Source organism: Paenibacillus sp. J5C2022, from assembly GCF_025567625.1.
Classification (GTDB): domain Bacteria; phylum Bacillota; class Bacilli; order Paenibacillales; family Paenibacillaceae; genus Pristimantibacillus.
Genome location: NZ_JAOQJC010000054.1, coordinates 38,101 through 50,073, shown reverse-complemented (window position 1 = coordinate 50,073; position 11,973 = coordinate 38,101). Strand labels below are relative to the sequence as shown.

11 protein-coding genes and 1 rRNA gene are annotated in these 11,973 nt (G+C 51.7%); 1 reads left to right on the top strand and 11 read right to left on the bottom strand.

Translation table 11 applies throughout. The features are described 5' to 3' along the window. Positions 1 to 143, bottom strand: a 16S ribosomal RNA gene (locus M6D81_RS28430); the annotation flags it as partial. A gap of 420 nt (positions 144 to 563) precedes the next feature. After that, positions 564 to 1,439: a nucleotidyltransferase-like protein gene (locus tag M6D81_RS28425; RefSeq protein WP_262680682.1), complete on the bottom strand. Its 876-nt coding sequence runs from the start codon at positions 1,437 to 1,439 to the stop codon at positions 564 to 566. 174 nt (positions 1,440 to 1,613) lie between these two features. Here M6D81_RS28425 and M6D81_RS28420 point away from each other — a divergent pair, with 174 nt between their 5' ends. After that, positions 1,614 to 1,982, top strand: a complete 369-nt coding sequence (locus M6D81_RS28420; RefSeq protein ID WP_262680685.1) for a YgzB family protein — start codon at positions 1,614 to 1,616, stop codon at positions 1,980 to 1,982. 84 nt (positions 1,983 to 2,066) lie between these two features. Here the strand turns inward: M6D81_RS28420 and M6D81_RS28415 are convergent, their stop codons facing one another. The 9 genes from M6D81_RS28415 to M6D81_RS28375 all read right to left on the bottom strand — a co-directional run bounded on the left by M6D81_RS28415 (position 2,067) and on the right by M6D81_RS28375 (position 11,969). Then, positions 2,067 to 3,800: a glycosyl hydrolase family 18 protein gene (locus tag M6D81_RS28415; RefSeq protein ID WP_262680680.1), complete on the bottom strand. Its 1,734-nt coding sequence runs from the start codon at positions 3,798 to 3,800 to the stop codon at positions 2,067 to 2,069. 114 nt (positions 3,801 to 3,914) lie between these two features. Next, the gene (gene perR / locus M6D81_RS28410) at positions 3,915 to 4,346 is read right to left on the bottom strand and encodes a peroxide-responsive transcriptional repressor PerR (RefSeq protein WP_262680678.1); all 432 of its coding nucleotides are present in this window, start codon (positions 4,344 to 4,346) and stop codon (positions 3,915 to 3,917) included. 32 nt (positions 4,347 to 4,378) lie between these two features. Next, the gene (locus M6D81_RS28405) at positions 4,379 to 6,151 is read right to left on the bottom strand and encodes a DUF4097 domain-containing protein (protein ID WP_262680676.1); all 1,773 of its coding nucleotides are present in this window, start codon (positions 6,149 to 6,151) and stop codon (positions 4,379 to 4,381) included. 112 nt (positions 6,152 to 6,263) lie between these two features. Further along, a complete protein-coding gene (gene gatB, locus M6D81_RS28400; RefSeq protein WP_262680674.1) occupies positions 6,264 to 7,706 on the bottom strand; it encodes an Asp-tRNA(Asn)/Glu-tRNA(Gln) amidotransferase subunit GatB in 1,443 nt (480 codons plus the stop codon). 34 nt (positions 7,707 to 7,740) lie between these two features. Continuing rightward, complete coding sequence (gene gatA / locus M6D81_RS28395) at positions 7,741 to 9,198, bottom strand: Asp-tRNA(Asn)/Glu-tRNA(Gln) amidotransferase subunit GatA (RefSeq protein ID WP_262680673.1); 1,458 nt, start codon at positions 9,196 to 9,198, stop codon at positions 7,741 to 7,743. Between the two features lie 34 nt (positions 9,199 to 9,232). Then, complete coding sequence (gatC, locus tag M6D81_RS28390; RefSeq protein ID WP_317259172.1) at positions 9,233 to 9,520, bottom strand: Asp-tRNA(Asn)/Glu-tRNA(Gln) amidotransferase subunit GatC; 288 nt, start codon at positions 9,518 to 9,520, stop codon at positions 9,233 to 9,235. Positions 9,521 to 9,646: 126 nt separating this feature from the next. Then, positions 9,647 to 10,024: an ATPase gene (locus M6D81_RS28385; RefSeq protein WP_262680671.1), complete on the bottom strand. Its 378-nt coding sequence runs from the start codon at positions 10,022 to 10,024 to the stop codon at positions 9,647 to 9,649. A 604-nt stretch (positions 10,025 to 10,628) separates the two neighbouring features. Next, entirely contained in the window at positions 10,629 to 10,940 is a 312-nt protein-coding gene (locus tag M6D81_RS28380) for a nitroreductase family protein (RefSeq protein ID WP_262680669.1), read from the bottom strand. A gap of 81 nt (positions 10,941 to 11,021) precedes the next feature. Next, the gene (locus M6D81_RS28375; RefSeq protein WP_262680667.1) at positions 11,022 to 11,969 is read right to left on the bottom strand and encodes a DMT family transporter; all 948 of its coding nucleotides are present in this window, start codon (positions 11,967 to 11,969) and stop codon (positions 11,022 to 11,024) included. Between the last annotated feature and the right edge of the window lie 4 nt (positions 11,970 to 11,973).

The window sequence follows — 11,973 nt, the reverse complement described above, 5'->3', positions numbered from 1 at the left end:
CTTAGGGGCAGGTTACCTACGTGTTACTCACCCGTCCGCCGCTAACCTTCAGGAGTGCAAGCACCCCCGAAAGTCCGCTCGACTTGCATGTATTAGGCACGCCGCCAGCGTTCGTCCTGAGCCAGGATCAAACTCTCCATAAAGGGTTTTTCGCAATCGACGCTTGCCGATAAGAAAATACCCAGAAGTTTGACTTGCTCATTACTTATATTGCTTTTCCATTAATCCGTTAGGACCAACGGGGCAGTTTCGCTCGTTGTTCAGTTTTCAAGGAACAATCTCTTTTCTTTCGTGCCGCCCATGTCTCAGCGGCGACTTTTATAATATATCACAGGCGCCTATCCATTTGCAAGCACTTTTTTTCATCCTTCGACATTTTTCGTCGTGGTTCGAATGATTAGTCCTGCTCGAAGCGGCGAAAACTAATATAGCACATTTGTTTACATGCGGTCAATAAGTTTGATGATAACGACAACAAAAAAGCGCAAAAGCATTCATGCAGCTTCCGCGCGTCTGTATGTTTTCCGGTCAAGTGTCATATATGAAATGCCACGTTGATCTTTCTATTGTACCACTACATAACGAAGTTCCAATTCGCCGCTCGCGGAATTGTCATGCATAACAGCCACTTCCTTCAAATAAGAGCGCTTCACAAGCTTATGAATCACTAATGTGAGATCTACACCCAATCGTTCAATGTCAGGGCAAGCCTGAAGCTCCGCAATGCTCCACGGCTCTTCTTTCCCTTGCATAATTTTGAACAGCATGTTGCAGCACGACTTCATCTTGTTCATGACCGAGAACTCACATGCCAGCATGACTAGCTGCACACGCTGCTCCAGCGTCTCAGGACTTGCAGTCAATTCTTCGAATAGCTTGTATACACCAGGGTGTATACGCTTTATTTGTTTCCATACGGTCAGCTCCGGGTGTTTTCCCTCTTCGACCAGTACGATATGTGCCCAATGCTGAAGCGCAGTAAGCACATGACCATATGCATCCAGCAGATGCCCGTCAAGCAAGTCTTGCTTGGCATGCAAGTACGTTCTAAGAAATCCAATGAACTCCACCAGTTGTTTCTGCTCGCGCATGGATTCAGGAAATGACAGCAGCCGTTCACGAATGTCTGCCAAATAACCGTCGCGATCCAACACAATCTCCCCCCGGACCAACCACTCGATAATATTGCGGTTTTCCCCGCTGGCAATCCACCTCTGCAAATGCGCTTCGTGAATCGTTCGAATTAATGCTCTTTCACCATTATATTGAATGTGCTCTGTGCTTTCTTTCGCAGCCTCTCCCGTTGCTATGAGAAGAACCAGCAAATCAAGTCCGTCAATTAATGGATTGTAAGGATAAGGATTTTCGACAACGGTTAAAGCAAGCAAGTCGGACCGCTGCCCGAACATATCGATGAAATAAGAATTATGCTGTTCCACTGGCGCCTCCGTATAGCTAATAGCTCATATTTAGGCTATAATATTAAAGACAGTACTTTCTTTTTCGACAGATCGGTGATACATTCCTGCTTTTCCATGTAGAAATTTCTGTATTTTTGATTTATTTATCAATTGAAGGTTATGATTACGGGAAGGATATGAACAATGAAGCGAATTTTTTTCAAGTCAGCCAAAATTAATGAATTTCGCCTATGGGGCCTTGTATTTACAATGGTCGGTATGGGAATTATGATACTTGGCACCGCGGGAATCGTATTGTGGGGACAGGCAGGCAAGATTGTCGCCGGAATATTCATGGTATTCGGCATGATTTCCCTGCTCGTCAGCGTAGCCGTCTATTTTTGGGCCGGCATGCTATCTACCAGCGCCACAATGCTGACCTGTCCGGAATGCAATCGACAGACGAAGATGCTTGGCACGACAGACCGCTGCATGTTTTGCCGCACTATGCTGACGCTCGATCCGTCCCAGGCTACCGCGCATCCCGCCGAGCAGCAGCAAGCCACCTCTATGAGGCCTTAAGAAGAAGTGAGATTTGCCTATAAACAATCGAAGCCCCTTCAGGCAATTGCCTGAAGGGGCTTTCCTTATTCCTATAATTGCAAATTATGGCCTTTTCGTCATTGCTTCGTCAATGGCGCTCCAGATAGAGGGAGTCTGGAACGAACGCGCCCACGTCGCCGCTCCTGCAAGATCGTACTTCCTCACGATATCTACCCTGGCCCGCATGGATACCTCGTCCTCCAGCCAGATCCGCTTCAACGCCCCATCTTCCTCGTATTCCACATAGTTCTGGCCGGCAGCCTCATCGAATACGGGCTTAAGATCCCTCTCCGCGACAATCTCCTTTACACTCTCCATGCCGATCGCCTTCGAAGAGACCTTCAGTTTGCCTTGTTCGTCCTTCTGCTCGGTCCATACACGGGTATAGAGCGGCATGCTTAGAACAAGCTTCTGAGCAGGCACGCCATCCTCCTCCAGTATTCTGGCAACGGAATGATCCGTCCATGGTAGCGAAGCTACGGAGCCCGCCTTCGGACTAGCCGCCCAATGCTCGTCGTACGCCATCACCATCATATAATCGACAACTCGTCCAAGCGACTCCCGATCCAGGAACGCCGACCACATCTCGCTGTTGGATTTGGGTGACACGTCGATGGATACGACCAGCCCTTGCTCATGCAGCAATGGAGTGAGCTCCTTCACGAATTGAACAAGATTCTCCTTATCCTTCGTATATACATTTTCAAAATCAATATTGATGCCTTGCAGATCATATAGTTCAGCGAAAGCGATCAACTGCTGAATCATGGAGAAGCGCGTTTCCACCTTCGACAGCGCCTCCGTCGTCTGATCCGGTTCAAAGCCGTTGCTGAACAGCGCCCATACTTGATACCCGCGTTCATGGGCCCATTTCACATAGCCGGGGTCCGCTTTGCCCTTGATCGTCCCTTGGCTGTCGACCAGTTCGAACCAGGTCGGGCTAACCACATTTACGCCGGGCATGTCGCCGATTTTCGTATAATCGATTTTTCGGTTGTAGACGGCTTCCCACGTCATATTGATTTTATGGCCCATTACTTTCCAAGGTACGAACGCCGGCTCCCGCTCCGCCTCTGGTACTCGTTCAATGGCTGTCAGCTTAGCATGCTTCTTGTTGAGGTAGCCGATATGACCGGCACTGTCCTGAACGAGCAGCCATCCGTCCTGTTCGCTCCATATTCGCACCGTCTCCCCGTGCGGGATACGTAGCAGATACGGCTCGCGAATGGAAGGCGCCGATCGAAGCGGCGCGTATTCGTCCGAAGATATGTCGGCTTGCTGTATGACATTGCCCTCTCTCAGAAGAGTGACGATGCCGCTCCCTTCATCATACTCCGCCTTGAATCCATACAGTTCTTCTAGCGGCTCCATCGGGATGTAGACGATATCTTCCGCAACCTCCGCAGCGATCGACAGCTTATACGGCTTCTGATTAATCATTCCCGTTAGCGCATCCGTCTTGAGGCGCAGCACTTTGTCAAGCGTCGTCATCACCAGCGTACCCGTCTCCTGCTCGTAATGAATAGGCTTGTCCGCCGCGAGAATCTGATCCAGCAGCGGAAGCGGAAGCAACACATTGCCGTTCTGGATCAATGCGCCGTGCTTCTGCTCTACGCCCTGCATAATAATGGGATGCTCCGACGAATAGCTTGGATCGATTTTTTCCTTGCTCGGAATATATTTCATATAACCCAGCCATCCTATCGTAGCCAGTGCAGCTGCGATAAAAATAACAAAGAATAACCCTAACCCGCCTCTTCTCCTCTGTCGCGGCGGCCGGTGATATACAGTTTCCAACCTTCTCTCCTCCCATGTCCAACCCGATATCTCTTCCTATAAGCAAACAAAAACGTGCAGTGTAGCGCACATCGCTTACCGGCACGTTCTTGAGCCATGCATATTCAAATACGCTTAATTGTGCTTGGTGTTGCAAGCAGCACAAATTCCATAAATCTCCATTCTATGTCCCTGAACGACAAAGCCCGTCTCGCGAGACGCCACTCTCTCCACTTCAAGCAATGGCGGATATCCAAAGTCAACAATTTGCCCGCAACCCTTGCATATCGCGTGATAATGATCGGACAAATCAGCATCGAACCGACTGGAATCATCGCCATAAGTCAGCTCGCGAATCAAGCCCGCTTCCACAAATAGCCTCAAATTATTATATATCGTTGCTACACTCATGCTCGGATAAGCAGGTGAGAGCGCCTTATAAATCTCATCCGCTGTGGGATGCGACTTGGTATCCATCAGATAGCTTAAGATGGCGTGTCGCTGCGGGGTCATGCGAACGCCATTCATCTTCAGTTGCTCCAATGCCAAATGCACGTTGGCTGCCATTCCCCTCACGCCTTTCTTTAGAGTAATTATTATTATTGTACGTTCATCGTTCCGAATTTGTCAATGAAAGCGCCCTGCAAGTTCTCGCTCAACGGCAATAACGTTATGCTGTTTGTCGCGTTGATCTGAATCCTGTACGTCCCTTCTCCAATCATTCCCCGCACAGTTTTTCGGCTTTTTCTAAGCGGCAATTCCGACTTGATTTTACCGAAAGTTACCGATCCGTACACACTGTAATCGCCATCCTCGGGAAGCATCAGCACGATTTCTCCTACCGAGCTGTCCAGATCCCAGTCGGCTCCCACTACCGGACTGGACACATGTATGCCGCCATTCAACGTATCCGCCTTTATAGAGGCAGCCGCATCGATAATCATAATCTCCCCGTTCTTCGTTTCCGCTTCGATATCACCCTCGATCATCGACAGCTCCAGACTTCCATTGGAGGAATTCGCATTCAGCAATCCTCCTCTAATGTCATGCGCTTCGATAACGCCATTTTTCGTACTTAGCCTCGTAATCCCGGAGATGGATTCCGCTTCAATATTGCCATGCTTGCTCTGCACCGTCAACGGACCCGCTAGATTGGACACTTCTACAAGCCCGCTGTTGCTTTTTATGAGCGCCCCTCTCTCCAAGGCCATCCCTCCGAGGGATACAGATCCGTTGTCAGCCTGAATTTCCAGTTTTTTAATCCCTCTCGGCACAACCAGCTCCATGTTCAGTCTCGGTTTGCGGCTGCCGCTGGCGCCATAAGTTTGGCCATCGCTTTGGAAGACCACCTCCGCTCCCGTCGAAGCCTTCACAGTTGTTCGCTCAGCTACAGCGTCCGCTTCCGCTTGATCGGTTACATCTATCCATACTGCGGTATGCAGCTCGATATCACGCGCATCGCCGCTTCGCACGACAACATCTCCGTTATCGTTTTTTAATTTAATAGTAGAAACACTGTCGTCCGCAGGCACCTTCATGACAGGGCGTTCATAATGGAAGCCTCTCTCTTCGCCATATTCCACATATCCGTTCACATCGACATTGAATTGATGGAGCAGCCTGGCGGGATAATCGGCATACTGCGTAACGGAGTAAGCGACGACAGCAACGACCAGCGCCACGGGAAGACCGACGGCATCAATCCGCACTCCTTCGGAACGTCTCCGCCATATTGTACTGTAAAGTACCATCTCCAAACCCAGCAAAATAAATAAAACCGGCCACCATTCCAACAGCTTGATAATGGCATTCCGGTCTTGCAACTGATCCCATATGAGCAGCGCGCCTACTGCTGTCATGATCAGCACTGCGGTAATGCGGCCGAATTTGAACATTGGACGAATTCCTCCCTTACTCCGAACCGCCAACCAGACGGCAGACAATATGAGCAGCGGGCCAACACTCAGCTCCGCCAGTTCGTTCATCCACGGAATCAGCGCTTCCGGAGGCTTCAGCAGGAACATGGCAAGCGCCCCAGTACCAAGCAGCATGAGGCCTCCGCCCAGCGTAATCGCCCGCTTCCCCGTTCTCTCGCCGGTTCGCCCGGAATCCATGCACGTCAATGCGTCGTACACGCTGTAGAAGTAGAAGCAGGGGAGCAGAAGGCCCAAATAAACAATGAACAGCAGATGCCTTCCGCCATCGGAATAGGCAAGCCGGAAGATCGCTGTGAAATTGAGAAGCAAGCCTGACATGATGAGCAAGCCCTTCGCATAATAGCCGTTATAGACATGACCGAGTCCCGGCATCAGGAAAGCGAGCAGAGCGGTAAGCCAACTTCTCTTGCCCTTGCCTTGCACAAGCTCTTCCACGCACTCCCTCCTCCTGATGTATTCACTTGTCAATCGCCTGTATGCCTATTGTAGCAGCAAAAATGCAAAAACGCGATTTATTCACCATGGAATAAATCGCGTTTTATAGCCGTTAGCCGTTCAGACGATCGACGAGCATCTTGTTGACCATCCCCGGATTGGCCTTGCCTTTCGTTTCTTTCATAATCTGGCCGACGAGGAAGCCGATCGCCTTCTGTTTCCCAGCTTTGAAGTCTTCCACGGACTGCGGATTGCGCTCAATAACCGCATCCACGATGCCCAGCAATGCGCCTTCATCGCTAATCTGGACAAGACCTTGCTCCTCGACGATCTGTCCCGGCAGCTTGCCGCTCTCCAGCATAGCCTTGAACACCGTCTTGGCAATCTTGCCGCTGATCGTGCCCTTCTCCAGCAGCCCGATCATCTCGCCAAGTCCTTGACCCGTCAGGCTAATGTCCGACAGCTCCTTGCCGTTGCCGTTCATGTAAGCCAGCAGATCGCCCATGATCCAGTTGGCAACCGCCTTGGCATCCTTCGTATAGGAGAGGCTGTCTTCGAACAGGTCGGCAAGCCCCATGGAAGCCGTAATCACGTCCGCATCGTAGGAGGACAGTCCATAATCCGCCTCATAGCGCGCCTTGCGCGCGTCCGGCAGCTCAGGGATGCTCTTGCGCACCTCATCCTTCCACTCCTGGCTAATATGCAGGCGAACAAGATCAGGGTCCGGGAAGTAGCGATAGTCATGCGCCTCTTCCTTGCCGCGCATGGAGAACGACTTGCCTGCAGCATCGTCGTAGCGTCTCGTCTCCTGTACGACTTCGCCGCCGCTGTCCAGAATTTCCGCTTGGCGGAACTGCTCGTACTCCAATCCGCGCTGGACGCTGCGGAACGAGTTCATATTCTTAAGCTCTGCGCGCGTACCGAACTCCTTCTGTCCGTAAGGGCGCAAGCTGATGTTGGCATCGCAGCGCAAGCTGCCCTGCTCCATCTTCACATCCGATACGTCGCAGTACTGCATGATAGCTCGCAGCTTCTCAAGATACGCTTTCGCTTCCTCCGGCGTACGGATATCCGGCTCCGATACGATCTCGATGAGCGGCGTTCCTACCCGGTTGAAGTCGACCAGCGATGCATAGCCGCCGTCCACATGCGTCAGCTTGCCCGCATCCTCCTCCAGATGCACACGGGTAATGCCGATCCGCTTCGTCTCGCCGTTCACTTCAATGTCGATCCAGCCATGCTCGCCGACGGGCTGATCGTATTGCGAGATCTGATAAGCTTTCGGCGAATCGGGATAGAAGTAGTTTTTTCTGTCGAACTTGCTTACGTCGGCAATCTGGCAATTCAATGCCATCGACGCTTTCATCGCGTATTCTACCGCTTGATGGTTAAGCACCGGCAGCACGCCGGGATGGCCCAGACATACCGGACATGTATGAGTATTAGGCGGAGCGCCGAAAGCCGTAGAGCAGCCGCAGAAGATTTTGCTCTTCGTATGCAACTCCACATGCACTTCCAATCCGACGACCGTCTCGTATTTATTCGCAACAGTCATTCTTATCGATCCTTTCGTATCCATTCGCTTATTATTACAGACTTGGACGCAGCTTGTGATGCTCCGTATTGGCTTCATAGGCATGAGCCGCGCGCAGCACCGTCGATTCCTGGAACGCCTGCCCGATAATTTGCAGCCCGATCGGCAATCCGTCCGCCATGCCGCACGGCACGCTAATAGCCGGAATGCCCGCAAGGCTGACAGGAATGGTACAAATATCGTTCAAGTACATCGTCAGCGGATTGTTCACCTGCTCCCCGATCCGGAATGCCGGAGTCGGTGCCGTTGGTCCTACGATTACGTCGTACTGCTTGAACACTTCATCGAAGTCGTTCTTAATCAGCGTACGAACCTTCTGCGCCTTCAAATAATAAGCATCATAATAGCCGGAACTGAGCGAATACGTTCCCAGCATGATGCGGCGCTTCACTTCCGGTCCGAATCCCTGGCTGCGTGACTTGCGGTACAAGTCGATCAGATTGTCAGGATTATCCGCACGCACGCCATAGCGCACCCCGTCGAAGCGCGCCAGATTGGAGGACGCTTCGGACGAGGCAAGCAGATAATACGCGGCAATGGCATATTCCGTATGCGGCAGCGATACTTCCTCCCAGGTGGCGCCCATCGATTCGTATACGCGGAGCGCATCCATAACGGCTTGCTTGACGCGAGGATCGATTCCTTCGCCCAGATATTCCTTAGGCACGCCGATGCGCAGCCCCTTCACGTCGCCGGACAAGGCGGAGGCATAATCCGGAATGTCCACATTCGCCGAAGTGGAATCGCACTTGTCATAACCTGCGATCGCCTGCAGCACGTAAGCGGCGTCCTCGACGTTTTTCGTCAGCGGCCCGATGCTGTCGAGCGATGACGCGAAGGCGACAAGGCCGAACCGGGATACCAGTCCATAGGTTGGCTTCAAGCCGACGATGCCGCAATAAGCGGCTGGCTGCCGGATGGAGCCCCCTGTATCGGAGCCCAGTGAGAAGTAGACTTGTCCAGCTGCAACGGAGGCAGCAGAGCCGCCGCTGGAGCCACCGGGCACATGATCCCGGTTCCATGGATTGCGCGTCGGGTGGAAGCTGGAATTCTCATTGGAGCCGCCCATGGCGAATTCGTCCAGATTCAGCTTGCCGATCGTAATCGCTCCCGCTTCCTTCAGCTTGCGCGATGCGGTAGCATCATAGATGGGATCGTAATTTTCAAGAAAGCGGCTGGCGCATGTCGTGCGAAGCCCTTCCGTTACGATATTGTCCTTGACGCCGGCAGGCAAGCCGAACAGGAGCCCCCGCTCCCCGGCCTTCGCCAACTGCTCGTCCATCCCGGCAGCTGCGGAACGGGCGTTCTCTTCGTTTAATGTCAGGAACGCTCCTATCGCTTCCTCGGTTTCTTTAATTCTTGCATATGATGCGTCAACAAGCTCCGTCACGGAGAGTTGTCCATCCTTCAGCTTGTTATGTACATCCTGCAGGCGCAGATCAAACAGTGCCAACTGCAGTTCCTCCCTTCAAAAATAACCTTCTGTATTATTCCAGCACCGCCGGCACTTTAATTTGTCCGTCTTCTTCATCAGGCGCGTTCTGCAGCACCTTCTCAATCGGCAATGACGGCTTGACGACATCCTCGCGCATCACATTGGTTACGTTCAGCACATGGCTTGTCGGCTCCACACCGTCCGTATCCAGCTCATTCAGCTTCTCCGCGTATTTCAAGATCGCATTAAGCTGCCCGGTGAACTGCTCCTTCTCCGCGTCGGACAGCTCAAGACGCGCCAAATTTGCAACATGTTCGACATCCTTCAACGTTATGCTCATCAGAGTCTCCCCCTCTATACAGGTCATTCTTCCTATTATAGCCTACAATGATGGCGCTCAGCAACGCAGGACAAGCAGCGCAGCGAAGAAAGAGGGACCAAGAGCGCAAGCACTCTTCATCCCTCTTCAAATCCAAGCCTTCAAATTCACCTGGCGAATGAAATCCTCCCGGCTCGTCGGCTGCGTCTCGCTTTCCTCTTCCGCTTCTTCCTTATCCCCGTTCATTATACGATAAAATAATTGCTCGTTATGAGTGGCCAGCGCATAATCGATAAGCGCTTCACGCTCAATCCTCTCTACTTCAAGCTCAATCAGCGTCTCTTCCAGCTCCACGTCTTCAGCGGGAACGAGAACGTTGCGATTGGCCTTCGGCACACGTACAACATAGTTGAATACATTGTCGGCGTTCCGGTCGTATGCGATGATGTAACCGTATTCGCCGATTGGCAGCTTCTGTTCGAATTGGTCAGCCACGATGACGACTTTGGCTCCAAGCTCTAGCATTCATTCAACCCCTATATTCTCTACTTGACTATCGATATGAAACATCGCTTTCTATTATCCTACTAAAAATTGACTCTGGTGTCCATGCAGCCGGGAAATTGCAATTCGCGAATCGGGTACTTGCAAAAGCGCTTAGCGACACAGAAAGAGCGGTCTCCTTCAAAGGGAGAGCCGCTCTTATTTGCATGTGCATGATTCGTTCCAAGGACATTCTCAATGAACTGTCCATAAGCGATTAATCTTTCCCTAAAGCCCAGGAATGTCATCTTACCCACCTCTGACTTTTAAGAATATTCCGGTCTCCACACTCGTGCTTTATATATAGAGGCGCCAGGAAGCCTAAGCCTTTGGTTCGGTAAAAACAGATCAACGGTGTCCGTCCCCCAGGCGTACATCGCTCCGTCTTTCGGCGCCGTTAGGACGATAGCTCCCGAAGGCTGATTGCCTACGCTTTTTACAAAAGCAAGGTTCGTCCTTTCCGCATGTGCGCCGGGAAAAGCGAATTCTCCGTACTTTTCGGAATTTGCCCCTTGCGAAGCGGTATAGACCCGGACCCATCCTCCGTCGCTCGCCGCAATCTCGGCCGTTCCGGAATAAGCTTGAATCAGAAGCTGTTCCAGATGACCGTCTCATCGATCGAGAATCTTTCGGACGGCCGGGCAGGAACAGCCGCCTTGCCGATTGCAATCAGTATGACCGGAATGTACCGCTCCGGAACGCTGAACGCTTCCACAAATTGATCGGCGTCGTATCCGCCCATGGGGCAAGAGTCGAGCCCTTTCGCCTTCGCAGCGAGCATGAGCTGCATCGCAGCCAGAGAAGCATTGCGAATCGCCTCGTCGCGCGGGACGGTCGGCACGTTCGCGTAAGCGGATTCGATCTGGTCGATTAGGCTCGTCACGACTTCCTCTGGCATCAGTCCGGCTTGCAAGGCCGGTCTACAGACGGCATCAGCGTTCAGATTCGCTTGAAGATCTCCAAGTATCCATTAAACTTTTCATGCTTCCGCGCGATTCGTTGTTACGATTTGCTCCTTCGCTCTTTTCCGCCCGAATCGATTGGCTCCTATAACGCCCGCTATAATTAGGGCCGAGCCGACTAGTTGATACATCGTTACCTCTTCCCCGAGAAAGAACGCCCCCGCCGCCATGGATACGATTGTCGAGAGATTAGCGAACACGCTCATCTTCGAAGCTTCCATTTTGGACAAAATGTAATTGGCGGTTAGCGCCGTGACGAGCGAGGATACGATACCCAAGAAAAGGATTGAGCCGATAAAGGGACCGCTGAAGAGCGGTTTGAAAAAGTTAGTTAGCGTTCCGGTGGCCGTATGACTGACGAGCGACAATGCAAGGAAGACGGTGAACCCGATACCAAGCATGAGAAATGTGATTTCCGCTGGGCTGAACTGCTTCGATAACGAACGGGCCAACACGCTGTATCCGGCAAAAGCGAAGCAGGTCAACAAAAGCAGTGAAATTCCTGTTACATTTGACCAATTTATACTGCTGCCTTTCGTTGCAAATATGAATACGACGCCGAACACCGAGAGAAAGATCGACAGCTTCTGAAAAAGTGTGGTCGTTTCTTTCAGAAATACGGAGGCGAGTACCATCGTTACAACCGGGGTAAACGCGTATAAGATGCCCCCCTCGGCCGAGGTAGAATGCTGTAACCCGTACGCTTGAAGCGTAAAAAATCCTAGTGGGTACATGGATGCCAGCAGAAATGCCTTATACAGCGGTTTGCCTCGGTACGATAGCTTGATCCAACCGAACGCGGCCGGGACAGATATGGCCAGGAACGAAGCGGCAAAACGGAATGTGAGCGTATCGAGCGGATTGGCGTAGGCGAGCGCCGTTTTGGCAAATAAAAATGAAAATCCGATAATTGTTGCGTTAAGCACAGCCAACATATAAGCTAGCTTCAATCCTTGCTGTTTCAAAAAT

Bases quoted from the DNA above. Each gene is read 5' to 3' on its own strand.
- perR (WP_262680678.1), bottom strand. From the start codon at position 4,346: ATGGCAGCCAACGTGCATTTGGCATTGGAGCAACTGAAGATGAATGGC.
- gatB (WP_262680674.1), bottom strand. From the start codon at position 7,706: ATGACTGTTGCGAATAAATACGAGACGGTCGTCGGATTGGAAGTGCAT.
- gatC (WP_317259172.1), bottom strand. From the start codon at position 9,520: ATGAGCATAACGTTGAAGGATGTCGAACATGTTGCAAATTTGGCGCGT.
- M6D81_RS28385 (WP_262680671.1), bottom strand. From the start codon at position 10,024: ATGCTAGAGCTTGGAGCCAAAGTCGTCATCGTGGCTGACCAATTCGAA.
- M6D81_RS28380 (WP_262680669.1), bottom strand. From the start codon at position 10,940: ATGCCAGAGGAAGTCGTGACGAGCCTAATCGACCAGATCGAATCCGCT.